The sequence below is a fragment of the Evansella sp. AB-P1 genome, from assembly GCF_029688925.1.
Taxonomy (GTDB): Bacteria; Bacillota; Bacilli; order Bacillales; family Salisediminibacteriaceae; genus Evansella.
This window is the reverse complement of record NZ_JARUKY010000028.1, coordinates 17,592-44,391: the sequence shown is the minus strand read 5'-3', so window position 1 is coordinate 44,391 and position 26,800 is coordinate 17,592. Positions and strand designations below refer to the sequence as shown.

At 37.5% G+C, this 26,800-nt stretch carries 20 protein-coding genes and 1 pseudogene; 14 read left to right on the top strand and 7 right to left on the bottom strand.

Translation table 11 applies throughout. From position 1 onward, the window contains the following. Window positions 1-727: 727 nt before the first annotated feature. The 5 genes from QA612_RS20830 (at window position 728) to QA612_RS20810 (ending at window position 6,206) form a co-directional block, all read left to right on the top strand. On the top strand, window positions 728-2,071 hold the full coding sequence (locus QA612_RS20830; protein WP_278285762.1) for an ABC transporter substrate-binding protein: 1,344 nt from the start codon (window positions 728-730) through the stop codon (window positions 2,069-2,071). A gap of 73 nt (window positions 2,072-2,144) precedes the next feature. Then, window positions 2,145-3,053 (top strand): carbohydrate ABC transporter permease, encoded by a 909-nt coding sequence (locus tag QA612_RS20825; RefSeq protein ID WP_278285761.1) that lies wholly within the window; start codon window positions 2,145-2,147, stop codon window positions 3,051-3,053. Continuing rightward, window positions 3,050-3,892, top strand: coding sequence for a carbohydrate ABC transporter permease (locus QA612_RS20820; RefSeq protein WP_481804464.1), 843 nt, complete (start codon window positions 3,050-3,052; stop codon window positions 3,890-3,892). The genes QA612_RS20825 and QA612_RS20820 overlap by 4 nt, the downstream gene beginning before the upstream one ends. A gap of 34 nt (window positions 3,893-3,926) precedes the next feature. Further along, on the top strand, window positions 3,927-4,829 hold the full coding sequence (locus tag QA612_RS20815; RefSeq protein WP_278285760.1) for an aldo/keto reductase: 903 nt from the start codon (window positions 3,927-3,929) through the stop codon (window positions 4,827-4,829). A gap of 27 nt (window positions 4,830-4,856) precedes the next feature. Next, window positions 4,857-6,206 (top strand): hypothetical protein, encoded by a 1,350-nt coding sequence (locus QA612_RS20810; protein ID WP_278285759.1) that lies wholly within the window; start codon window positions 4,857-4,859, stop codon window positions 6,204-6,206. 237 nt (window positions 6,207-6,443) lie between these two features. Here QA612_RS20810 and QA612_RS20805 read toward each other — a convergent pair whose 3' ends face one another. The 3 genes from QA612_RS20805 to QA612_RS20795 form a co-directional block, all read right to left on the bottom strand. Further along, entirely contained in the window at window positions 6,444-7,469 is a 1,026-nt protein-coding gene (locus QA612_RS20805) for a LacI family DNA-binding transcriptional regulator (protein WP_278285758.1), read from the bottom strand. 854 nt (window positions 7,470-8,323) lie between these two features. After that, on the bottom strand, window positions 8,324-8,998 hold the full coding sequence (locus tag QA612_RS20800) for a YesL family protein (protein ID WP_278285757.1): 675 nt from the start codon (window positions 8,996-8,998) through the stop codon (window positions 8,324-8,326). Window positions 8,999-9,051: 53 nt separating this feature from the next. After that, entirely contained in the window at window positions 9,052-10,104 is a 1,053-nt protein-coding gene (locus QA612_RS20795; RefSeq protein ID WP_278285756.1) for a LacI family DNA-binding transcriptional regulator, read from the bottom strand. Between the two features lie 567 nt (window positions 10,105-10,671). On the opposite strand from QA612_RS20795, the gene QA612_RS20790 reads away from it, so the two are divergent. Next, a complete protein-coding gene (locus QA612_RS20790) occupies window positions 10,672-11,922 on the top strand; it encodes a nucleoside hydrolase-like domain-containing protein (RefSeq protein ID WP_278285755.1) in 1,251 nt (416 codons plus the stop codon). A 70-nt stretch (window positions 11,923-11,992) separates the two neighbouring features. On the opposite strand, the gene QA612_RS20785 is transcribed toward QA612_RS20790, so the two are convergent. Together QA612_RS20785 and QA612_RS20780 are read right to left on the bottom strand one after the other, a co-directional pair. Further along, window positions 11,993-12,316 (bottom strand): hypothetical protein, encoded by a 324-nt coding sequence (locus tag QA612_RS20785; protein ID WP_278285754.1) that lies wholly within the window; start codon window positions 12,314-12,316, stop codon window positions 11,993-11,995. Window positions 12,317-12,422: 106 nt separating this feature from the next. Further along, window positions 12,423-12,578 (bottom strand): hypothetical protein, encoded by a 156-nt coding sequence (locus tag QA612_RS20780; RefSeq protein ID WP_278285753.1) that lies wholly within the window; start codon window positions 12,576-12,578, stop codon window positions 12,423-12,425. Window positions 12,579-13,042: 464 nt separating this feature from the next. Here QA612_RS20780 and QA612_RS20775 point away from each other — a divergent pair, with 464 nt between their 5' ends. The 3 genes from QA612_RS20775 (at window position 13,043) to QA612_RS20765 (ending at window position 15,647) form a co-directional block, all read left to right on the top strand. Then, window positions 13,043-13,642, top strand: a complete 600-nt coding sequence (locus QA612_RS20775; protein ID WP_278285752.1) for a hypothetical protein — start codon at window positions 13,043-13,045, stop codon at window positions 13,640-13,642. A 694-nt stretch (window positions 13,643-14,336) separates the two neighbouring features. Continuing rightward, entirely contained in the window at window positions 14,337-15,284 is a 948-nt protein-coding gene (locus QA612_RS20770; RefSeq protein WP_278285751.1) for an RpnC/YadD family protein, read from the top strand. A 36-nt stretch (window positions 15,285-15,320) separates the two neighbouring features. Then, the gene (locus QA612_RS20765; RefSeq protein ID WP_278285750.1) at window positions 15,321-15,647 is read left to right on the top strand and encodes a transposase; all 327 of its coding nucleotides are present in this window, start codon (window positions 15,321-15,323) and stop codon (window positions 15,645-15,647) included. 104 nt (window positions 15,648-15,751) lie between these two features. On the opposite strand, the gene QA612_RS20760 is transcribed toward QA612_RS20765, so the two are convergent. Next, on the bottom strand, window positions 15,752-15,931 hold the full coding sequence (locus QA612_RS20760) for a hypothetical protein (RefSeq protein WP_278285749.1): 180 nt from the start codon (window positions 15,929-15,931) through the stop codon (window positions 15,752-15,754). Window positions 15,932-16,052: 121 nt separating this feature from the next. Then, window positions 16,053-16,841 (bottom strand): annotated as a pseudogene (locus QA612_RS20755) (hypothetical protein). A 298-nt stretch (window positions 16,842-17,139) separates the two neighbouring features. Here QA612_RS20755 and QA612_RS20750 point away from each other — a divergent pair. From QA612_RS20750 to QA612_RS20730, 5 genes are all read left to right on the top strand, one after another. Further along, on the top strand, window positions 17,140-17,724 hold the full coding sequence (locus QA612_RS20750; RefSeq protein WP_278285748.1) for a nucleoside/nucleotide kinase family protein: 585 nt from the start codon (window positions 17,140-17,142) through the stop codon (window positions 17,722-17,724). A gap of 502 nt (window positions 17,725-18,226) precedes the next feature. Beyond that, a complete protein-coding gene (locus tag QA612_RS20745) occupies window positions 18,227-19,765 on the top strand; it encodes a BCCT family transporter (protein WP_278285747.1) in 1,539 nt (512 codons plus the stop codon). Between the two features lie 3 nt (window positions 19,766-19,768). Next, complete coding sequence (locus QA612_RS20740; protein WP_278285746.1) at window positions 19,769-20,467, top strand: TetR/AcrR family transcriptional regulator; 699 nt, start codon at window positions 19,769-19,771, stop codon at window positions 20,465-20,467. Between the two features lie 30 nt (window positions 20,468-20,497). Continuing rightward, window positions 20,498-22,549: a CocE/NonD family hydrolase gene (locus QA612_RS20735; protein WP_278285745.1), complete on the top strand. Its 2,052-nt coding sequence runs from the start codon at window positions 20,498-20,500 to the stop codon at window positions 22,547-22,549. Between the two features lie 723 nt (window positions 22,550-23,272). Further along, entirely contained in the window at window positions 23,273-26,677 is a 3,405-nt protein-coding gene (locus tag QA612_RS20730; protein ID WP_278285744.1) for a right-handed parallel beta-helix repeat-containing protein, read from the top strand. Window positions 26,678-26,800: the final 123 nt, after the last annotated feature.

Below are 26,800 nucleotides of genomic sequence, written 5' to 3'. Positions count from 1 at the left end.
TTGGGGGTCTGGCACTTTTATCTTATAGGTTACCATCTTCTTGCAATAATCGATACGAAGGAATACCTCTCGAGAATCGTCCCCTAAGCTATCAACATTGTATCCTCCTATTATTATTAAGATGTATAAAAGAAACTAATGTATTTAGTATAAAAAGAGATACTTTTAGAAATATATAATCCCGTAAAATAACAAAATACTATATATATTGGACAATTATTGAATATAAAGGAGCAGTAAAATTGCCCCCTGCTATCTAAATTAATTCATATTTTAAAAAAATTTAGTAAAATAAAACGTTATTAAACTAAAATCACAAGAGGGATTTGATTAAAATATAAAAGAGTAGCAAACGCAGAATCCGACAAAAACGGCTATTCAGTTGACTTTTTCTATTATTTTAATACACTACTTATTAAACTTTAAATAAAGTTTAATATATTGGTTGACTGAAGTTTAGTGGATTGATATAATTATAGCAATTAATCAGAATATTTTTAATAAACAAATTTAAATTTTTTTAGTGAATGTGTAAATAGTGATTACATAAATAAATGGATGGTTATTTTATTTGGGATTTCTCCTTGGTTAATGATGTAAACGTTTGCAATTGTGCGAGATTCTTCATTTTATTTCTTTGTTTTAAATTACCTTTTGAAAAATCAATGATATATATGATTTTTCAGTAGGATAATTTTTATAAAAAAGAACTAAAGGAGGTAACTAAATGTTTAAAAGGTCTTTATGGATTACTATGTTACTAGTCTTTTTATTCGTCTTAACAACAGCTTGCACATCAAATACTGGAAGCAATGAATCGGTGAACGACGGTAACAACGGTAACGACGACAATCAGGGGGAAGCAAATAATTCAGATGATGAAAAAATTGAGCTGCGCATGTCCTGGTGGGGTGGGCAAGAACGTCACGACCTCACATTACAGGTGATCGAATTGTTTGAGGAACGTCATCCTGAAGTGAAGATCGTAGCTGAGTACTCAGGTTTTGATGGCTATTTTGACAGGTTAACGACTCAATTTGCATCGGGTAATGCTCCTGATTTGATTCAATTGGGGGGAAGTGTCAACGATTACGTGGACAGGGATGTTTTATTGTCACTGAACGATTATGTCGGCTCTGAACTCGATACAAGTCTGATTGATGAGTCTGCAATCAATGCTGCAACGTTTAATGGAAACTTATATGCCATGAGTCTTGGAACGAATGCCCGTGGCATGCTATTGAACAAGTCTGTGTTTGACGAGGCAGGTATTCCGCTACCTGATGATGAATGGACTTGGGAAGATTACACGGAAATTGCCTCACAAATTACAACATCTGTAGACGGTGTATATGGTACACAAGTCGGAAGTCCTAATATTTTCGAATATTTTATTAACCAGCGAGGAAAAGTTTTACATGTTGACGGAGAACTTGGGTTTGATATGGATGATGCCCTTGCTTGGTTCCAGTTATGGGAGGATATAGGGGACCAAGAGGGATTAGTGCCGCCAGAAATTCAAGCTGCTGCACCAGAGGGTGATGCAGGACAGTCCCTTATCGTATCAAGGGATGTGGCCATGATGGAGATTCCAAGTAATCAACTTGGATCCTTCATGAGTGCTTCAGAAGATGAGTTTGTTATTCATATAATTCCGTACAGCTCGGAGACAGGTATTAACGGAGTTCCACTTCGTCCGAGTCAACATTTGGCTGTAAACGCTAACACAGAACATCCTGAATGGTCAGTGAAGTTTATGGACTTTTTTGTGAACGACTTGGAAGCAACCGCAATTTTGGAAAGTGACCGCGGGGTACCGGTGAATTCGGATGTAAGGGCAATGTTGATTCCGGAAATGGATGAGATTAGTTCACGTATTGTTGAATACGTTGATTGGGTCAGTGCGTCATCGGATGCTGATTTTATTCCGTTCTTCCCAGGATACAACGAGAGTGGAGATTTATTCCAAGAAATTCACGAATCTATTTCATTCGGATTTATGTCTGTTGAGGAAGGTGCCGAGGTATTCATGGATGAACTCAACGCAATTATGGCAAGACACGCGGATTAATAGTAGGTAGAAAAGGTTCATAGGAGAGTGGCCCGTGAATTCTGGCCCTCTCCGTTAAACTGGGGGAATATATATGCTTATAAAACGAAATCCACTCGAATCTAGCAACGTTACGGGGTATTTATTCTTGCTGCCATGGTTTATTGGTTTTTTTGGTCTGATTGTGGGACCGATGTTCATATCCCTTTATTTATCCTTTACTCAGTATGATTTACTGACTCCTCCTAAATGGATCGGTTGGCAAAACTATATTGACTTGTTTGGAGATAGAAGATATATTGCTTCAGTTACAGTAACATTGAGATTCATGATTATTGCTGTGCCAACTCAGCTTCTGGCTGCATTGGGTGTTGCCCTATTGCTGAACAAGGGTCTGCGGGGATTGGGTATCTATCGCACGGCATACTACATACCTTCATTGCTCGGAGGCAGTGTGGCGATTGCCCTGCTGTGGAGAAATCTGTTTGGGATGAACGGTTTGATCAATCAGGTGTTGGCTATTTTCGGCATTCAAGGCCCAGGATGGGTATCTCATCCAAGTTACGCTCTTTATACATTGATTATTTTGGCTACGTGGCAATTTGGTGCATCCATGGTTATATTTCTAGCTGGATTAAAACAGGTCCCTACCGAATTATATGAAGCAGCGGAAGTGGATGGTGCTAACAAAACGAGGCAGCTTATGAGTATCACCCTTCCCCTTTTGACCCCTGTCATCTTCTTCAACCTTGTCATTGAAGTAATTAAATCGGTACAAGTGTTTGCCTCAGCCTATATTGTAAGTGGAGGAACCGGTGGCCCTGTGAATTCCACCTTATTCTATACATTGTACCTCTACCAAAGAGCCTTTAACTATTTTGATATGGGTTATGCTTCTGCTATGGCTTGGATCCTGTTTATCTTTCTGGCAACATTAACAGCGATTATCTTTTGGTCGTCAAAACACTGGGTTTACTATGAAGACGGAGGTGGTCGCAAGTGATAAGTTCTAGAAAGATATCGAAATTGTTAACTCATCTGTTTATCATTGTTGTCGGTCTTCTTATGATCTATCCAGTCTTGTGGCTAATCTCCAGTTCTATGAAGCCTGAGTATTTGATTTTCACTGACCCTGGTTTGTGGTCTAGAGAATGGACATTGGAAAACTATTGGAAAGGATGGCACGTTACACGTGAAGCGACATTTGGAACCTTTTTCAAAAATTCTTTTTTAATCAGTACGATTGCCGTTATTGCGAATCTTGTAACCTGCTCAATGGCAGCGTATGCCTTCAGTAGAATTAACTTCGCATGGAAGAAATTTTGGTTTGCCTGCATGTTGACGACGATTATGTTGCCTTCCCACGTAACTTTAATTCCACAGTATTCTATTTTTCACCAAATTGGCTGGATCAATACGATTTGGCCGCTGACGGTCCCTAAGATGCTGGCGACTGACGCATTTTTTATCTTTCTACTTGTGCAATTTATGCGAGGTATTCCGAGGGAACTGGACGAGAGTGCGACCATTGACGGGTGTGGACTTGTGAAGATCTATTTTAAGATTATACTTCCGTTATCCATGCCAGCATTGATTACAACTGCTATCTTTACGTTCATGTGGACGTGGGATGACTTCTTTAGCCAATTGTTGTACTTAACCACAGCTAACAATTTTACTGTTCCTTTGGGACTACGGTTATTTTTGGATGCTGAAGGGCAATCCACGTGGGGCGCAGTATTTGCCATGTCCGTTCTTTCAATATTGCCGGTCCTGACCGTCTTCTTTGTATTCCAAAAATATATTGTTGATGGTATTGCTACATCTGGTATTAAAGGATGATTAAACGACCAATTGCATATAAGGGGGAGCTATTATGGAACGACGCCAATTTGGAAGTACGGACATGAAGGTCAGCGTCCTTGGCTTTGGTGCCGCACAGATCGGCAAATACAAAGCGCCTGTTGAGGTAGTCGAACAGTTACTGGGTAGTGCTCTTGACGCAGGATTGAATGTAATCGATACTGCAGAATGTTACGGAATAAGTGAGGAACTAATCGGGCGTACAGTGGGACATCGGCGCCAGGATTATTATTTGTTTACAAAGTGCGGACATGCGGAAGGGTTGGCCGACCTGCCGGATTGGGATCCGGGATTGGTTGAGCCTAGCATTGACCGTAGCCTGAAGCGATTGAAAACAGATTATGTGGATGTTGTTCACCTTCACAATACACCTGAAAAGCTGTTGCGGCAAGGTGATTTAATAGAAGAACTTCAGCGTATGAAAGATAAAGGAAAGACCCGTTACATTGGTTACAGCGGGGATTCTCAGGCAGCGCTTTATGCGATTGAGTGTGGGGTTTTCGACTCACTGGAAACCTCTCTTAACATTGCGGATCAAGAGTCGATAGATCTAACGCTGCCGGAAGCTGCAAAAGGGGGCATGGGCGTCGTCATTAAACGGCCGATTGCCAATGCAGCTTGGTATATTGGCAAGCAGCCGGGAGGCAAGATTCATCAGCCGTACTGGGATCGTTTTAATCAGTTACGATATGATTTCTTACAGGGTGATGACGTTATGGGACAGGTTTCAATTGCACTGCGTTTTACTCTGTCGGTTCCTGGAGTGTGTACCGCGATTGTTGGTACAAGAAAAGCCGATAGATGGCTTCAAAATGCAGAGATTCTGAAGGATGGACCATTAGAAGTCGAACAAATCCAAGCGATTCGTGATCACTGGAAAGCAGTTGCGCGAGCTGATTGGATCGGAGTTGAATAGTTGTTGATACTCTAAGAAGGAGGTTGAATGGACGTGGACAAAATAAAGATTTATGAGGAAAATCACTCCTACTGGCAGTACAAAGGTAAACCGATTTTGTTGAGAGGGGCAAGTGATGAAGATAATTTGTTTCAATGGACGGACGAAACACTGATCGAGCATTTAGATTTGCTTTTATCCGTAGGCGGAAATTATGTAAGGAATACAATGTCCGACAGGGATCCGGGAAATGTATATGCATTTAAACAAATCAATGACAATCTTTATGACTTAAATCAGTGGAATGATGAGTATTGGCAAAGGCTTGAGTTCTTTTTGAAAGAAACGAAGTCAAGAGATATCATCATCCAATTAACGCTTTGGGATCAGCACGATTTAAATGCTTGGGCAACGCATCCGTGGAACCCGAAATGCAATGTAAACATTGACGAACGTACATTGCAGAACAGTGATGCGTTTTTTCAGACAGTGACAACAGGAAATACAGAGGTATTGAATTATCAAAATCAGTACATTGACAAGCTCTTGTCCATGACTTTGGAGTACGATCATATCTTGTACAACATAAACAATGAAAGCTGGGCGGGAATTGACTGGGAAAATTATTGGGCGAAAAAAATTCATGCTGCAGTAGATGAAAGAAATGAATCTGTGGAAATTACGACAATGCATATGTATCCAGCTAGTTCAGTTCGTGCATGCTTGCATTATCGAAATTTGTATTCATTTATTGATATATCTCAAATTAATCAGGATTCGAAAGGTCAAAAAGGACAACGTCACTGGGATGAATTGATGCGATATAGGAATGTCGTACAGACTGCGGGCCTTATGCCGTTGAACAATGAGAAAATTTATGGGAGTCAGGCAAATATATCACCAAAAATCGTTACTTACAATACATCAGCAGGTTTGAAAAAAGAAGCTATACAGCGATTTTGGCGGGATGTTTTTGGAGGATGCGCATCGGTTCGGTTTCATAGACCAACAGATGCGTTCTGGGGGATAGGCTTGTCAGAGGAGGCTATGGCAAGTATCAAATCCTTAACTTTGTTGCTGGAACAGTTAGATGTCTTCCAGTGTACTCCGAACAACGGGTTATTGAATGACAGAAACGAAAATGAAGCCTATTGCATGGCGAATATTGGAGATCAATATGCCGTTTATTTTCCTGAGGATGGGTCGGTTGAACTTGATCATTGGATTTATGGAGAAAGCATGAACCTGATGTGGTTAAATATTGATGAACAGAAATGGCTTGAGGCTGAAAGCGTAAAAGTGGAGTGGGAAACAGTCGAGCATGAATATAAATTCAAGGGGAGAGTTCGTCTTACCACACCAGGATCAGGATCATGGGTTGCACTGCTAAGTATGTGATGTCTACTAAATACATGATGAATGTTGTCTCTCATGTTTCAGTACTGTGATCTATGGGATCAGTTGTAATTAGTTGGATTAGGTATTGGATAATGGAATTGGATTGATGATACAACACTTTTAAATGAGGATAATTATGCTTATGAACAAGATTAAACAGCCTTTAAATAATATTAATGCCCCATCCTATAATTTGGATGGGGCAGAATTATGTTAATGTTTATGTAAATAGAAGGACTAATTAATATCAAGACAAGAATTTCGTTCTACTAGCTCCGTATCAACGAATACTTTTGTTTTGTTGTTATCATCATTTTCAATCTTTTCAATTAATCGATCTACTGCGATGGTAGCAATCTTGTTTTTAGGAACATGGACGGTTGTTAATTCGGGATTGATAATTTGTGCTTCCCAAATATCGTCAAAACCTATTACTGAAATATCGTGAGGAACTCTTAAACCAAGCTCATTCAAGGATTTAATAACACTAATAGCCATGTAATCACATTCACAAAATAAAGCTGTGGGAAGATTATGTCTATTTGCCGCAATAAGCTCCTTAAATTCATTTTGTGATGTGACAACTGTTGGAGGTAAGCTGTACATGTGTTTTTTTTCTAGCTTGATATTTTGTTCTTGTAGAGCTAATTCAAAGCCTTTTTTTCTCATTTTGAAATTATACATTCGGGAGGTAGACTCCACATAGCCAATTTTTTTGTGACCTTTATTTAATAGGTATTTTCCTGCGGAGTAGGCCCCTAGAGTATTATTCATTACGATAAAATCAAGATTTATAGTATCAAAGCATGTGTCAATAATCACTAGGTTATTAAATTTTGAACCGATATATTCTATCTGCTCACCACTTAAGTTAGTGCCTAACAAAATAATGCCATCAGAGTGTAATTCTTTTTTAAAAGTATCAAGTACATCATAAAAGTTGTCAATTTTTAGTGAGGATATCATTAAAGAGTAACCTCGTGACTGGATATTCTCACTTAAATTTTGCATAAGTTCCGTAAAGAAAGGGAAATTTTCGTATTTTTCAGAAACAATACCAGTGCCGGTAAAAGCTATAAACCTTAAGATTTTATTATTTTTCTGCCCCTCGCTAACAAGTTGCCGAGGACTGTATCCATGTTCTTGGGCAATTTTTAAGATTTTTTCTCTAGTAGCCTCGCTTAAACCAGGTTTTCCATTTATAGCAAGTGAAACAGCAGATGTAGAAACGTTTGCTAGTTTAGCAATATCTTTTATTTTCATATGTACCACCACTTCTGGATTTATGGGTTATTATTAATCATTAAACGCTTTTACAATATTCTACATTTAGTTACACTAAAATACAATAGTTAGCTAACTTTCAAATATGAAAGTTAAGGGGGAGAATGTTGTCCAATAACAACAGAACTGAAGAAATGTATTGCCATTAATAAAATGGAAAACATGTTGAATTACTAGATTTAATTGTTTTTGTTCAAGAGTACGTTTTGAAGTTTAAATTTATGCAGAATAACCAATAGAAGAAGCAAAAAGGCAAAAATATTTTAATAAAATAGTTATTATTTCGTCTGCCATTTTATACCCTTTCCTATAAATGTTCTGTCTTGTGTTTTGGTGGATTGAATTCGTATATGAGGGTAGTGTTGTAACTTTATTGAGAGTCATAGTATACAACTATATAATAATAGATTAATTGAGTATCCCTTTTGCTCAGAATAAATGTAATCGTGTTATAACAGAAACATTGATGAAATGGAACGAATGAGAATCCGCGGGAAAAACAATTGGTACGAAAAATCTTCGAGTTGTCTCAAGGTATATATCTCCATATCAACACTAGCAGAGGACGAGACAGAAGCCTTTATTAAGACTGTTCTTTCTTCCCGGGTGCAGAAGCATTGCGGAGCTAGGAGGGCGACATTACACCGTCGCCCACAGGATGCGGGCGGACCTTAGGCATAATTGGAGGACGGCCACAATTGCGCCTTTGCCTGAGGGACGTGGTGGGCGGAACTTAGGTTTAATTGGAAATTCTTCAGAGCTCATTAAAACTATTAGAATAATATATCCAGTGATGACCGACACTTCTGAGCTGAGGGAAAGCTCAGAATAGATTATAGGGAAGTATTTTCTACAGTTGTAACTTTTTCCTGCTGTTTTTGTTCATATTTTTCTTTTTTATCTATAATCGTTTTAAATGATAAGTCAGCTAACCACATAATATAGAAAGCAGTAAGACTAACACCAAAGAAAAGAAGTGAAGCAGGTATTCTAATAAGCCAGAAGTAAATTCCAACAATACCAACAATCATAAAAATAGTAAATTTGAAATTAGTAATACCGATCATTAATGAATATTTGATGTATTGACTAAATTTAAGATCATAATGAACATAAACCGGAATAATGTAGAGAAGAAAAATAATATAAAGGATACCTGCTAAAAACAGTAAACCTAATAGAACAGTATTTAATATACCATCGACTATTGTTAAATATAGTAAATCAATATATAGTACAGAGCCAACGACAAGAATAATAAGACCGAATAAATTTCCTTTAAAGAATTCTTGTTTAAATGTAGCCCAAAATGTTTTTAATACTGGAATTTCAGTTTCACCCATTATCCACTTCCTAATTATAGTAAACATTGCGATAGCAGCTGGCATAAAACCGAAAAGAATTAAGCCAATAAAAGTGAATAAAACCCATAATATATTTATGTATGCTACGCGCATAATCCATTCACAAACTCTATAAACACCGCCCATTAATCCACCCATTTGCATTGAACATCCCTCTTCCCTGATAAATAAATGGTGACGCGAATTTGTAAGCTTTATTATTTAGTGGTTACAGGTTGTAAAGATTGAACTCCTATTGTTGATTTTCGTTCTACTACTTCTGTATCGATAAAAATTTTCATGCTTGTATCGTCATTTTTTTCAATTTTATCAATTAACCGGCTTACCCCCACTGATGCGATCTCATTTACCCTTACATGTATAGTTGTTAGCTCAGGGCTTACTACTTGCGTTTCAAATATATTATCAAACCCTATAACTGAAATATCTTCAGGTACTTTAATATTTAATTCAGTTAAAGATTTTATTACACTAATTGCCATATAGTCACACTCACAAAATAAGGCTGTTGGAAGGTTATTCTTATTTTTCATTATTTTTTGCTTGAACTCCTCTTGTGAAGATACAACTGTAGGGAACATTTTATAAAAATTTTCTTTGCCAATGGTAAGTCCATTTTCATTAATGGCATTCAGAAAGCCTTCTTTTCGTTTTTCGAAGTTGTAGATTCTTGAATTAGATTCAACATAACCTATCTTTGTATGACCTAAATTTATCAAGTGTTTTCCAGCCTGCCTAGCCCCAAGAGTATTATTCATAACAATAAAATCTATGTTTTCTGTTTCAGAGCAGGTATCTAGCACGACTAAATTTGGCTGACATCTTTCTACTATTTTTATTTGCTGGTTTGTTAAGTTAGTGCCTAAAAGGATAATTCCAGATGATCTCTGTTCGTTTTCTAATTTAAAAATATCTTTCTCTAAATTTTCACTGTTTATGGAGGAAATGATTAATGAATATCCTTTAGAAGCACTTATATTATCAATATTGTTTATTAGTGCCATAAAGAAAGAAAGAGACTGATATTGTTCTGATACAATCCCTGTATTTGTACAAGCAACAAAACGAAGGAAATTTGATCTAGAGGTTGACTCTTCTTTTGAAAACGAACGGCGCTTATATCCGTGTTCTTCAGCAATTTTTAATATCTTATCTCTGGTTTGTTTACTAACTCCTTGCTTACCGTTTAGTGCTAATGAAACTGCAGATTTAGAAACGTTTGCGAGCTTTGCAATATCATCTATATTCACTAAATGAACACCACCTTACGTTATTTTTAGACAGTAAGAAAATACTATATTTAAATAGATTGAACATTGTATAAAAATTATATCATATTTCTAATTGTTTAGTCTAAAATTTTAGATTATTTTAGTATTAATTTTACTTATGTTTACATAACTGTTATATATAAAAAGTCTAAAAATCCATAAAAAACTATTGACTTAATTATTTTCAATTGCTACTTTTGTGGTAAGGATAATGAAGTGTAATAAGCTGATATAGCAATTTTATACATGTTATAGTACTTCTAATAAAAAAAAAGAAGTATAGATAATTTTTATCATTTCATATTATTTTTTACTTATTGATTAACTAAAATATTTAATTTGGTTATATAAAATTTAATTCCCTTTTGGCGAGAAATAATTGTCTTACAGAATTATAAGTTAATTGAAGTATTATAGGTTAGAAAGTAACGAGTTTTGTAGATTGTATCCCACATGTTAATTCACAAAGTAAAATCAAAAGCGGCTGATGATATATTTCATAACTTTAACTTTAAGTCTTCCTGAAATATGAAAGGAGATATTGAAATGTCAATGATTGATAAAGGGGCTCTTTTTGGAGAACGATATCGAGTTATTGTGTCTACTGATATTGGGGGAAGTGATCCAGATGATTTTCAATCCATGGTTCATTATTTGCTCTATTCCGATTTATTTGATACAGAAGGACTTATTTCGTCACCTTGGGACAAAGGAACAGTAAAGGATATTTATGATGTTATTGATCAATACGAAATTGATTTTCCAAATTTACGGACACATTCAGCTGACTATCCTTCACCTGATTATTTACGTTCGATTACAAAGCAAGGTACGATGGATTTTGCTCCATTTAAAGGCTATAGCAAAAGAACAGAAGGGTCAGATTGGATTATTGAATGTGCGAAGAAAGATGATCCTAGGCCAATATATATTTTAGCTTGGGGTCTTTTAGAAGATTTAGCGCAAGCCCTTCATGATGATCCAAGTATTAAAGAGAAGCTTAGGGTGTATTATATTGGGGGACCTAATAAAAAATGGGGATTGAATGCATACGAATACATACGTGAACATTATCCTGATTTATGGATGATAGAAAATAATTCAACCTATAGAGGTTGGTTTGTTGGTGGAAACCAAGATGAAGATTTAGGTAACAAAACTTTTGTCACTAATCATGTTGTAGGACATGGTGCTTTGGGAAATTATTTTGGTAATCATCTAGGTGGAGTAATTAAAATGGGTGATACGCCAACTGTCTCCTATTTGTTAAAGGGTACTCCTGATTCTCCAGAAAATGCTAGTTGGGGTGGAAGCTTCGTCAAAGTGATGAGTCGACCAAAGTCGGTTTTTAGAAGGAATACTAACTTAGATGATATAGTAGAAGTTTTTGAAGTTCTAGAGCTGGTTTTTAACGGCCCTGACTTAGGAGTAGCTCAGGATAAATCGGTATTCTCGCTGATTGTCAAAGGTCAGGAATTTGAAGGGTTTTATTGTGGTAGTGGGGAATATAGGGTTCGATTTATGCCAAAATCAATGGGAGAATGGTCTTATTTGATAAAAAGCAAAATCCCTGTATTAGATGGACAATCTGGTGAGTTTACGTGTGTTGAAGAATCAGAAGCAGGCAGATCAAAAGACTGTCAGCGGTATCCTAACTGGTGGTCTGACTTATTGGATGAAGAGTATGCCGAACAAGAGCATAAAGGGGCAAAAACAGTAAATAAATGGCGTGAACAATTCTTACGAGATTTTCAAAATAGGCTAGATAGGTGCAAAGGAAGGACAAAACAAGATTAAGTGAAAGCATGGGGACGGGTATAGTGCTTCCATATCTGAGTTAGATGATGGGAGCACCAAAATCTATCAGTTAGTCTCTAGGTTCGCCTCCATAGAGTTCAATTCGTGTATGATCCCCTTCATCTGCAGCAACGATTTTAAAGGCGAATTCCTGATTTATTCCATCACTTTCGTAAATGTTCAAGTACATACGTTTTGCACTCCCTAAGATGGATTGTGATTCCCTAAATTCTTCATAAAGTTCCTCAATGCTATCCCGGTCTAACGGGCTTGTCATTTCAATCAAATATCCTTCCTTAATTATATCGATAAAAGGATCATCGTCCCCATAAACTTTAGTTACATCCTTTATTTCAAAAGTCCATAGTAAAAGGAATGTTAGATGGGAAATCATCAGGGACGCCATCAACAGTTGCTGCTGTGTTTATTTCTTCCGGAGGCTCCTCTTCCTCTAGTGCATCATTTGTTTCACCATTGTTCTGATCATCGGTGGTTTCCTTTCAGGCTTTATCGTTAGTATTGGTTGTTGCTTCAGTTTCATCATTGATAGATGGTACTTCAGCTTCTGAATCGGAACTATTATCATTTTCCTGACATCCGCTATTGATCAACACAGCAAAAAATAACAAGGGGATTATCCAGAATTTCCGTTGCATCAAGGTACAAAACTCCTTTATCATTTATATATATCTATTGATGATGATAGCAAAGGTTCAGCATGTAAAATATTTTCCAAAAATATAAATTGAAGAAACTGTAGATGTTAGATCGATAGTATTCCATATTAAAGGAACATATTAAATATATTTAAATAGCATCGTGAGAACCGTCCCCGATTGTTCAAAAGAGTATTTGGAATATTTTAAATATTAATTAACAGAATATAGATATTTCATTGTTTTATGTACCAATGAGAGTATAATAAGAAAATAGATGTCATTTCATGACTAAAATTTCAATCACTTGAATATTTTAGGTGTTTTATTTTTCCATTTATAAGTTATTCTATTTAAGGCTTAAGGCTTATGAGGAAATACTACTGTGGCTGCTTCAGACAGTAGTAGGGATTGATTAAAATTAATTTAGAAGGTACAAAATCAAATTTATAGGAGAATGTATGATGAACGAACATAAAATATATATACTCCTAACACGTACAGGAACAGTTCTTTCGAGGTTAATTCAACTCTATACTAGAAAAAACTATAATCATGCCTCCATATGCTTTCATTCATCTTTTATGGAGGTTTATAGTTTTGGAAGGAAAGTTCCTAGAAACCCATTTATCGGTGGGTTTGTGAAAGAGGATATTCGTGCAAGTTTCTTTAGCCAAGCGAGCTGTGCAGTCTATAGCTACACCGTAACGGATGATCAGCTGCAAAGAATGATGACTTATATGAGAAAAATAGAGGAGCAAAAGGAACGCTATCGTTATAATCTATTAGGCTTGTTTGCTATCGCAGTGAATAAACAAATTGATAGGAAATACGCTTTCTTTTGCTCGCAATTTATCGCAACGGTTTTACAAGAATGCGAGGTTATAGAATTTAACAAACCACTTTCCCATGTGGCTCCATATGATCTAGTGGAAGGAACCAACTTTCAACTGGAATATCAAGGTACGCTAGCAAACTTCTACAAAGAAATTGACTTACAAGTGAGTAGTAGTATAGGAATACTTCATGGAGAATGGGAGCCAGAATTGGAAAAAATGTCATAATGGAATAATAATAGCCATCTAATATGATAATGTGTTCCTTTACTATCACCCCCATTAAAAAGGTAAGAAGAAATGACCATCAAAATCATGTATTTTGATGGTCATTTTTTTACGTTTAAAGGTAATAATTTATAAATTTTTTTCTAACGTTGTCTAGCTCCATGCGCCATCACCTCGTGTCAAAGAACCTGCCCGTATAAAAAGTAAATAGCACTTTTTAACGGCCAGAACATTTGCATTTCGGTGGGAGACAGGATGTCGATATTACGCCGTTGCCTACAGGACGTAGGCTGTACTTAGGCGGAATTGGGGCGCATTGCGCTTTTCTTATCATCTTTAGTTTATGTGTAATTCGGAGTTTGAACACGTACGAAAGGAGACATAAAATCCTTTAGTTTACACCATACTTTTTATTAAGGGGAGATGGGTAGGAATCGAAGGGGAAGCTGTAAAAAAAGAGATTATTTTTAGTAATAGTTTAGATGGGAAGAAACATCTTGATATTGTTTCTTATGTTGGATTAATGAAAATGAAGAATTATGATATTCATTTGTATGTCTAGAATAGCAGAAACACTTTTACTTATTTTATACCATTTTATACCAGATTAGCTATTGACTAGAACGTTTGCGGGGAATATAATTCAGTTAAACGAAGGGAACGGACGTTCTTTTTCGTAGGGGGAGTGGTGTAGATGGTTGAATCTTGGACGGATCATGATCGATTATTTAAAGAATTGATTTCTACTTTTTTTGAGGAGTTTATGGTGTTGTTTTTTCCGGAAGTTCACGAGCAGCTAGATTTTACCAATACTCATTTCTTGTCTCAAGAGATATTTACTGATGTTACGGATGGAGACAAACATGAAGTAGATTTATTGGTAGAAACGAAATTAAGGGGGATGGATAGCTTAATTATTGTACATGTTGAATCCCAAGCAAGCTTTCAAAAGCAATTTAATGAAAGAATGTTTATTTATTTTAGTAGAATATTTCAAAAATACCGCCGCAAAATACTTCCCATTGCTATTTTTAGCTATGACACTCCTAAAGATGAACCTAACGCATTAGCGATTAATTTCCCTTTTGTACAAGTACTGAACTTTAACTATTTATCTATTGAATTAAAAAAGAAAAATTGGCGTGATTATATCAGGAGTGAAAACCCTGTAGCTGCCGCATTGTTAAGTAAAATGGGTTATAATAAGGATGAACGAATTGAAGTAAAAAAAGAATTTTTTAGAATAATCATTAGGTTAGAGCTAGACAGAGCTCGAGAATCGTTATTAACTGGTTTTTTCGAGACGTATTTGAAATTAACTGATGATGAGGAATACCAATTTCAAGAAGAGGTGAAAGCAATGGATCCAAAGGAGGCCAAGAAAATTATGGAAGTTATCACTTCTTACGAAAGAAAAGGAATAGAGATAGGTGTAGAGCAAGGAATAGAGCAAGGAATAGAAAAAGGAATAGAGCAAGGAATAGAAAAAGGAATAGAACAAGGAATAGAAAAAGGACTAGGACAAGTAGCAAAGCGTATGTTAAGTAAAGGGAAAAAAGTGGATGAAATCATCGATCTAACAGGTTTATCTATTTCTGATGTGGAACGTCTAAGAGCTGAGATGGATATAGAGATAGACTGATTATCACAAACATGTACCAGGTTATAGCATTATAATTTGGAGGACAGATTAGACAGAGCTCGAGAATCGTTATTAACTGGTTTTTTCGAGACATATTTAAAATTAACCGATGATGAGGAAAACCAATTTCAAGAAGAGGTGAAAGCAATGGATCCAAAGGAGGCTAAGAAAATTATGGAAGTCATCACTTCGTACGAAAGAAAAGGAATAGAACAAGGGATAGAACAAGGAAAAGAACAAGGATTAGGACAAGTAGCAAAGCGCATGTTAAGTAAAGGGAAACAAGTGGAAGAAATCGCAGATCTAACGGGTTTGTCTATTTCTGATGTGGAACGTTTGAAGGAAGAAATGTGGTGGGAATAAACGTTATACGCTAGTTTACCCCCATTATCCTCCTTTAATGATAGAAACGATATCGAAGCCTCATGGTACTACAAAGTAATTTTCTTTGAAGGCTGGAACTCTGCTCATGCATCACGAGAACCGTCCCCACAGATAATTTTCAAAAAAGCAGCAATTGCAATTGGTAGTGTACTAAATGGGCTTAACGCTAACCCAATCACAGGTAAAAATACTGGTGACGCTTGGAATATGACTGCTATTGCTGTTAGTATTCCTCCGTAACACACAAATTTGGCTTTATTCATTTCTTTTCTTTCAAATGAATAACCTCTTTCTTATAAAACGCTGTTACGTTTTTAAAATATAAAATCAAACGCCTCGCGTCATCCAGATTACCTAACAGACTACGATTTTTTCACTAAGTTCTCATAGGACAATTTCAAATACAGTGCCTTTTTTAAAATCAGTCACTTTTGAAGAGCCATAAGCTCCTAAAAATAGTCTTTGTTGATTCGAATCTGTTCCTAAACTAACATAATAAGCGTCCTCGTCACCAAAATTAAAACCGATGTCAATCACATGAAAATATTCGGTCGATTATTTATTCTTGTTTGACCCTGACTATAAGCAAGAACTCCTCTTGTTGGATTCTCAGATTCTTCCCGGCGGGCAAAATCCGTAAATACAACACTTCCCATTAAATCTGGGATGCTATTTCCCATGTAGGCCTGCACTCCTGTTAATGCTGTTCCCTGAAACTTAGTTGGGCGGGTTAATCATTCCCGTTCGGCTTCAGCAACCATTCTTCTACCGTATCGGTGTGGTCATATTTTGTTTTTCTATTGTTCCACTTCAGGTTTAATGTGGTTATATCACAAGGATCTGGTTCAAAGGAATCAGAAAGAGCACCAGGGCCTTGCGTACCAGCGACGGAATAGTGAAGATAAAACAGTCCGTTATGATAAAAATCGGGATGAAACGCTAAGCCTACCAACCCCGTTCATCATACCCACCTCTAGAACCAAGTTCTATCACTCTATCGCGAATATCTAAAAAAGTCCTTGCTTTTCCGTTTCCGATACATAAAACCTCTCCTACCTGTGTTGCTACAAATAAACTTTCGAATGAGTCACCGGAAAGTACCGCCGATTTCAACACGGTAGGTAAATTTATAATACTTACAATAGGACGTAGATTCACTTTCACTTTGTTCAACTCCATTCTCCCCACTTTGTCTTATTTCCCTATAAGAAGAATATGAGTTGAATGTATGAAGTAGCACCAAATTAGGTGTATGGAGGAAGGATCAAGTACCTTTTAGGGGGAATCTTGGAAAAATATGTGAGTTAGAGTACGAACAGCCGTATAGTTATGATTTAACGTTTCGGGGATTAGGCAACCATACCCATTTGATTTATTTGAAAATTTTGAATAGGTAATAGTTAAAAAGTACAAGCATGTTTTTCGATTAAGAATATACTGAATATAATTTAGGCAGTAGGGAGGTGAAACCATGAGAAAACCTTGGTTTAACCATTCTTGTATTAGTAAACAGGAATTTCATTTAAGTAATGCCATGCGTTTAGTGTGGGAACAACACGTGTATTGGACAAGAATGACAATCAATAGTATTGCCTTCGGTTTACCTGATATAGACGCTGTTACTACGCGTCTACTCCGAAACGCTACAGATATGGCTAATTTACTAAAGCCTTTCTATGGAAATAGAATTGCAGCAAAGTTCACCAAATTACTAAGGGATCATCTAATAATTGCTGCGGAACTTGTTAATGCCGCAAAAGCAGGAGATCAAGAAGCTGTTGCTGATGCACAGAGAAGATGGAACAGAAATGGAGAAGATATTGCAAAATTCCTCAGTAGAATAAATCCTTTTATATCAAGAGATGAATTCCAAGAAATGTTTTTCGAACATCTGGAAATAACTACAAAGCAAGCGTTATTAATACTCCAAAACAAATTTCGATCAAGTATTTTTGTGTTTGACGAAATTGAATTGCAAGCTTTACAAATGGCGGACACATTAACGAAGGCAATTGTGAGACAATTCCCCAGAAGGTTTCGAATAAAGATTTGCTAATAACTTCATAAGAAAAATCAAGGCACTCATATCAGTGCCTTTTTTAAAAGTTAAATATTTACTTTGGAAGTCTAGCTCCAGGCGCCACCGGCTCGAGGTCAAATAACCTACACGATAAAAAGTGTAAGATCGCACTTTTTATTGGACACCACATTTGCTTGTCGCCGGAGATAGGATGTCGACATTACGCCGTTGCCCACAGGACGTGGGCTGTACTTAGGCGTAATTGGGGCGCCTTGCGCTTTATTGCCTTTTATATGTGAATGGTAAGGAGAAACAATTGGTTTATCACTTTTACAAGTTTTATTTTTGTGTTAATATGAACACGTTCATAAAAAAAACTTGTTCATAAAAAGAACAGGTTCAAAGTAGTGGTAATTCGTAGTTTATGCTTAAAAATAAAGGAGGGTTGCACGGAAAAAGGGACAAACGGCTTGCTTCTTGTTCCTTTTTGGAAAAGTGATGATACTATTTAAAAACTAATTGGAGGTATGTGAACAACATGAATAATTCTAGAGTGGAGAAATCAATTTTTTGGCCATCATTATTATTAATTGTTATTGCAACGTTATTATTAGTCATTTTTCGAGAAACTGCAGGTCCAGTCGTATCTAATATGATGACCGGTATTACTTACCGTTTAGATTGGGCATTTGAATTTTTAACCATAGGGTTATTTATAATATTACTTTGGTTAATGGTAGGAAGGTATGGGCGTGTGAAGCTTGGAGATAAACACGATGTACCGGAGTTTTCTAGGTTCAGCTGGGGAGGCATGTTATTTACAGCAAGTATGGGGACAAGTATTATGTTTTGGTCGATTGTGGAACCGATTTACTATTATACTTGGCCGCCATTTGGATTCGAAGCAGAGTCAAGTGCTGCTGCTGAATATGCTGTAAGCTATGGCTTATTTCACTGGGGTATTTCTGCTTGGGCGTTATATGCGTTGCCTGCTGTAGTAATGGCGTATAGTTTTTACGTGAAGAAGAACGCGTCATTAAAAATCAGCGCTGCCTGCCGAGGTGTACTTGGAAAGCATGCCGATGGTTTTCTAGGAAAAACCATTGATGTATTAGTGATATGGAGTATGATTGGCGGTCTTGGTACGTCATTAGGTCTTGGTGTACCAATGGTAGCTGCCGTACTTGGTAATTTAATTGGAGTAGAACAATCATTATGGTTAAACATTGCAATTATCGTTATATGGACATTTATCTTTAGTTTCAGTGCGTATTTCGGATTATACAAGGGTATCCGAAAGTTAAGTGATTATAATGTGTACATGGCATTAGGTCTTGCATTATTTGTAATCATCGTGGGACCGACACTGTTCCTTCTATCTTATTTCACCAACAGTTTAGGAATAATGCTTGATAACTTCTGGATGATGAGTCTATATACGGACCCGATTCACCAGAGTGGATTCCCACAAGCTTGGACTGTATTCTATTGGGCATGGTTTGCTGCGACAGCACCGTTTATCGGTATCTTCGTAGCGAGAATTTCAAAAGGGAGAAGTATTCGTGAGCTTGTATTTAACGTGTTATTATGGGGGTCACTTGGAAGCTGGTTATATTTCGGTGTCTTCGGCGGATATGCCATGGACTTACAGTTAACTGGTCAACTTAATTTGGCACAAATTCAAGCAGAACAAGGAGATACCTCTGTCATCGTGGCTGTTCTTAATTCATTGCCGATGCCAGTCGTTGTTTCAATTTTCTTCCTTATTTTAGGATTTATCTTCTTAGCTACTTCTTTAGATTCAGCCAGTTATGTTATTGCAAGTGTGGCTACGAAAAACTTATCGGAAAACGGAGAGCCAGCTCGTTGGCACCGTCTCATGTGGGGAATTCTTCTTTCCACATTAGCAATCAGCCTTACAATTGCAGGAGGACTAAGTGTTGTACAAACTTCATCTGTATTAGTTGCTGTTCCGGTGTTGATCTTATATGTTCTAATGACAATTTCATTAATAAAATGGTTAAAACAAGACGAGTCGATCCATGTATATGTTAAAAACGAGACAGAAGGGAAGTAACAAATGACTGCAGGACGGAAAGATATTCAGCGTGCGAGAATGTGGAAGTATTTTTTGGATGCTGCAACGGAAGTGATTGAAGAAGAAGGAACGAAGAAAGTAACGATCCGTAAGATTGCTGATCGGGCTGGTTTTACGAGCTCAACGGCGTACAATTACTTCAAAGATTTATCCCACTTAAAGTTTTTTGCTGCGATGCGTTTTACAACAGACTATCTTAACGACCTGCCATCTTATATGGATAAGGGATCAAATAGAATCGAGAAATGGTTATACTCGTGGGAGTGTTTTTGTAAGCACTCCTTCGAGCAACCGGAAATCTATTCGATCATTTTTATGGATAATCTAGGTACGCAGCCACAAACGCTTTTAGATGATTATTACAAAATCTATAAAGATGACATCATCGGTTTACCAGAGCAAATTCAATCGATTATTATGGAACACAGTTTTTCAAAAAGAAGTGCCTTATATATCCAAAGTGCCGTGAGTGAAGGATTCATAAAAGAAGAGAATATTGATCTCATTGCAGAAATGACACTGATGATTTGGAAAGGCATGATGAATACTTTTATGAATCAACGGCGTGATTTCACCAAAGAAGAGGCTGTGCGCCGTACACTCTTTTTAATCGAAGAGTGTGTCATGAATGTCGTTGAAGAGGAAAGAAGGGGAGAAATTTCCTTTTCTCCTCGAATTTAAAGAAACTTTTACAGGAGAGGATGAACCTCATTGGTTTTTAACATCAAGGATTCAAAAGAACGGAGAATTAAAAGGGAATTCCCATTTAAGATAAAAAAGAGAGAACATGTGTGGATCCCCATGTCTGATGGTAAGAAGCTAGCAGCTACCATTTGGCTTCCGGAAGATGCAGAGGACAATCCCGTTCCAGCGATTTTAGAGTATATTCCTTATCGTAAAAATGATTTTACAGCTATTCGAGATTCGATCAGACACCCTTATTTTGCGGGGCATGGTTATGCCAGTGTCCGTGTGGATATAAGAGGCTCTGGTGATTCTGACGGAATTTTACTAGATGAATATTTAAAACAAGAACAAGACGATGCACTAGAAGTGTTAGATTGGTTAGCTGCACAGCCTTGGTGTACAGGCTCTGTTGGAATGATTGGCAAATCATGGGGAGGATTTAACAGTCTGCAAGTAGCAGCTCGTCAACATCCTGCGTTGAAGTCAATTATTACATTATGTTCCACAGATGATCGTTATTCAGACGATGTTCATTACCGTGGAGGAAATGTCCTTGCTTCCGATATGCTTTGGTGGGCATCCACGATGTTTGCTTATAATGCCCGACCACAAGATCCAGATGTAGTAGGGAAAAGCTGGCGAGAAAATTGGCTTGAAAGATTGGAGCATACACCTCCGTTCGTAGAAGAGTGGCTACGACATCAGCGAAGAGACGACTATTGGAAGCACGGCTCTGTGTGTGAAGACTTTTCTGCGATCAACATTCCGGTTTTTGCAGTAAGTGGTTGGCAGGACGGATATACGGATGCCGTCTTCCGTATTCTCGAGAACTTACCGGAACAAAGTAAAGGTCTTATCGGACCATGGGCACATGAATATCCGGAAGTGGCAACGCCGGAACCTGCCATCGGTTTTCTACAAGAATGTTTACGTTGGTGGGATCAGTGGCTAAAGGGGAAAGATACCGGCATCATGGAAGAGCCGAAGCTTGTTACCTGGATTCAGGACAGTGAGCTGCCACAGGTGACGTATGAGGCACGACCAGGAAAATGGGTTGCTGACAACACTTGGCCGGCGCAATCCGTCACCGATACCTCCTTTTGGTTAACAGAAGAAAGGTTAACAAAGGAATCCATAACAGGTGAAAAAATAGAGATTCCTAGTGTGCAGCAGCATGGCTTATATGCAGGAGTTTTTTGTCCGTTCGGTCAACCGGGTGATCTTCCAGGGGACCAACGCCTTGAAAACAGCAAGTCTGTAGTATTTACTTCAGAAGCATTTGAGGAACCAATGGAATTATTAGGCCATCCAGTTTTTCATGCTGAACTTTCGTCGGATCAAGAGGATGCCTTACTTGCTGTAAGATTAAGTGTTAAAGCACCTACTGGCGAATCTACACTAATAAGCTGGGGAATGTTGAATCTCACTCATAGAGATTCTCATGAACATCCAGAAAAATTAGTACCGGGGAAAAAATATAAAGTTGCTGTCCAACTAGATTCATTAGGCCAACAAATTCCTAAAGGCCACCGTTTGGAAGTAGCCGTATCCCCTACGTATTGGCCGCAAGCATGGCCATCTCCAAAACCTGTGACGTTGACATTATACACAGGAGAGGAAACCCGTTTAACGTTGCCAGTTCGTACACCTCAAGAAGAAGATGCCGTTTGCGGTCAATTTGGTCCACCTGAAACAGCTCAAGTGATGGATCGGGAAATTATCAGGAAGGAAGAGAGAAACCGCAATGTCGTCCACAATTTAATTGATGGTGTATGGAAGATAGAGGACTATTCGGACGAAGGAGAACGCCGTCTTCCTGAAAATGGCATACAGTACGGAAGCAAAAATAGAAATACATTTAGCATAAAAAAGAATGATCCACTTTCAGCAAAGGTTCAATGTGAATGGGAATTGAACCTAGGCCGAGATCATTGGCAAACAACATTAGTCACCTACAGTGAAATGACAAGTGATGAAACAAACTTCTATCTGATTAATACAATGACAGCCTATGAAAAGGACGAAAAAGTCTTTCATAAAACATGGGAAACGGCAATACCAAGGGACCATGTATAAAGGAAAATGGGCGCAGCTAGCTTATTCAAGTATTTTATATTTGGATAAGCTAGTTTTTTGAAAGATTAAGTATAAAATTTTACTCTACGTAGGTTGTCTAGTTCCATGCGTATTAATTAATGTAGTGGAGATTATTTTTGAATAAATAACGTTCTTGAAGAATCGAGTGCTAGTCCCCCAGGGCGCTGATAATACTATACGCATTTGGGGGCTGGTATCTCCTTTGGTAAAGAAAGAGATGTGGAAATGCATCACAAGAACCGTCCCTAAGTCGAAAAATATGCATCTATGTTCCCATTTTCATACTAAATTATACAAATTCAGTTGACTTACCACATGAAAGTCGCTAAGCTTTTAAAAAAGAAAGTAACATTCCTCTATAGAGAACTCCTACACGGAATAAAACCTACAAGAACTTCCTTATGTTTACGTAACAAATATTAATATAAAGTAGAATTAAGTAATGTACTACATATTTCTGAGACAGTTTGGATAATAGGTAAAAACTTGCTCACCTTATTTTTCTGAATATTGAAAATTCATAAGTGGTAAGGTTAGTGTGCTCTAATTGTTATTTTAAAAAATGTAAGCGCTTTATTTTTATAATCTATCAAATGTAAGGAGGGATTTTTATTGTATTTGCGCGGAAAGCCACCATAAGGCAAGGAAGGAGGAAGAGATTACCACCGCATTATAAATAATACTTAAGGGGGAAACAAATTAGTGAAACAAATTTGTAGAATTACATTCAGATTAACTTTAATATTTGCTTTAGTATTTTCTTCGTTCGGAATGAGTTTTATTAATGAAGGACAAGCCACCAGTACACAAATATATGAAGCTGAAGATGCCCCAGTACTTTATAAAGCAGGCGTTTATAATAATCACGATGGGTATACAGGAACAGGATTTGTGGATTATGTACCCAACGAGCCAGGTGGATATATTGAGTGGGTTGTAACAGCACCTTCAGCAGGTACTTATACGTTAGATTTTAGATATGCTCATGGAAGAACAGATGATAGACCAGGTGAAGTACTCGTCAACGGTAATGTCGTCGAGAGTTCTCTTCCATTTCCTTCAACTGGAGCTTGGAATAATTGGGGAGTATCTAGTATGACAGCTGAGTTGAATGAAGGAAGTAATACAGTTCGCTTAATTGGAATCGGAAATGAAGGTGGAGTCAATATAGATCACCTTAAGTTGACTGGTGGAAGTGAAGCTCCTCCTAGCGATCCTGAACCAACAGAACCAGTAACTTCCATATTTACGGACAATTTTGAAGGGGCAACCTCAAGTAACATATTTACAACAGATTATATGACCCTTCCAAATGACTCTTCTAAACCTATGTATATTAGGACTGGTGGAACCGTTACAGCAGAGGGAGGAACAATAACGTTAGGTAGCGGAAGAACGACAATAGGCGCTGAATCTAATACTAGCTCAACATCTTCTAGTACCCCTGGGGGAGTATTTGATTTAAGTGAACCGTATCAACTTAAATTAAATATTACGACAGCAGGAGGAGACAGTGGTAAAAAGTTTCAAGTGTATGTAGATAATAATACTACTGGTCAGGCAAATTCCATTCATGGATCTGCCTCTAAGGTATATGAGGTAGCAGCAAATGAACTGTCTACAGGGGAGTTGGTTCTCGACTTAGATATTGGAACTACTCATTCATTCATTCAACTTCGTACGGAAAGCGGTGCTACTGTAACAATTGATAGTGTGAATATTGTTCGTCCATCGGATGAAGAGCCAACAGAACCATCTGATCCTGAGCCAACGCCTCCAAATACACCTTCTGGTTTAGTAGCTTCTGCTGAAGATGGAGAAGTGACATTATCATGGAACGCTGTATCGAATGCGGATAATTATAATGTGAAAAGATCTACAACAAGTGGAGGTCCGTATAGTGCAGTAGCTACAGTAAGCAACACAAGCTATACGAATACATCAGTAACAAACGGTACTACGTATTACTATGTTGTAAGCGCTGTCAATGGTGATGGAGAAAGTAATAACTCTTTACAGGTAAGTGCAACACCTGAAGCGCCTCAGCAAGACCCTAGTGATCCTTATGTGGTCGTGTTTGAAGATAGCTTCAATGATCAAGCAACAGGATCTATACCTGCTGGATATAGTGTGGATGAAAGTGGAGGAACGGTTAGAGTCTCCGCAACACCTAGTACGTCCAATAAAAGTGTCTATCTGAATAACACAAGCACTTCAGCCAATGTAACACTAACGAAAGAGTTCCCAGAACAATCGGATGTTGTTACTTTCTCTTTTACATTTATGCAGGAACAAATGACTAGTTCGACTAAAATAGCAAGAATTATGGGCGGAGATGAAGTAGGGGTTTTCTTAGAGACTAGTAATGGAAATCTAGCATATCGAAACTCTAATGATACATTTACACCGTTACTAAGCTATAGCGCTGGTACATGGTATGACTTTGTCGTAGTAGCGGATATAACGAATAATAGAGCAGATGTATATATTGATGGAGAAAGAAGAATAAGTAACGCTAATTTCTACGATCCAGTATCTAGTATTGATTCATTCGATTCTTTCACACCAAACAGTAACACAATTGGTCATTATCTTAATGATGTAATGCTTGTGCAAGGAGCATGGCCTCCTGGAAGTGATCAGCCTCCTGTTACACCAAGTGAGTTAATCGCATTTCCTGGTGACGAGCAGGTTTCATTAAATTGGACAGCTTCCACAAATGCAAGCAGCTACAATGTAAAGCGTAGTACAACTAGTGGAGGCCCATATACGACAATTGCTTCTGAAATTAATTGGACGAGCTTTACAGATTCAAATGTACAAAATAATGTAACTTACTATTATGTAGTCAGCTCAGTCAATCCTCAAGGAGAAAGTGCAAATTCTGCACAGGTAAGTGCAACACCTCAAGTACCAACAATACCTGAGATTCCTGAGGGTGATCGTACATTTTATATAGCACCAAATGGAAGTAATAACAACTCAGGTACAGAGTCTGCTCCATTTGCCACATTGAATCATGCTGTTGGTATTGCTCAGCCTGGAGATGTATTTGTTCTAAGAGGTGGAACCTATTATCATGATACAAGAATAGATATTAATAGAAATGGTAATTCAAATAAACCAATAACGATTGTGGCGTACCCTGGAGAAACCCCTACCTTAAATTTCTGGGATCAAGCAGAACAGCCAGGGCGTGATGGCATTAGGTTGAATGGGAATTACTGGCATATTATTGGCGTTCATTTAACAGGAGCTGGAGGAAATGGATTTCGTATTCATGGAAGCCACAATATTTTAGAAAGAAATGTCGCTTATGAAAATCGTCTAACAGGTATTCACTTGGAAGATGGTTCTTACAACTTAATTAAGAATAACGATAGTTATCGTAATTTTAATCTTAGAGGTCGAGTAGGGAATATGGCTGATGGATTTGCTGCTAAGTATGAAGCGCTTGGACCTGGTAATGTTTTCTATGGGAATAGAGCTTGGGAGAATTCTGATGACGGTTTTGACTTCTGGATGGCATCTAGTACTATAATACTAGAAAACAACTGGTCATTCGGCAATGGAGATCCATCCATTTGGAACCATCCTGATTTTGATGGTGGTGGTAATGGATTTAAGCTTGGAGGTAACCATATAGCTGGAAATCATATTGTAACTAGAAATATAGCATTTGATAACCACGGTAAAGGCTTTGACCATAATAATAATAGAGGTGCTTTAACCTTGATGCATAATACTGGCTACAACAATGGAATTAGGATTAATGGTCGTAATTTTGACTTCCCTAATAATCCAGAAGATGGTGACTATGTATTTAAAAATAACCTGAGTGCCGAGGGGCGTGTAGATGATAGATTTGCAAGCAATTCTATCCATGAAGGGAATAGCTGGCAAATTGGTACCGTAACACCAGATATGTTCTTCAGTGTTGATACGTCGTTAGCTAAAGGACCTCGCCAACCAGATGGATCTTTACCAGATATCAATTTATTTGAACCACGTCCAGAAAGCTTCCTTGTAGATGGCGGGGTAGATGTAGGAGATCCGTATAATGGAACAGCTCCAGATATTGGTGCAGTAGAGTATAGTGGGAACTAAAAGAATGTGAAGTTAATTGTGCCTGACCCCTAGTGTGGTAATGCTTTTACAGTAACGGGGGTTAGGGACTCTTTTTTTGTGAATATATGTATGAAAGTATTTCAATTTAAATTACCGTTTTTA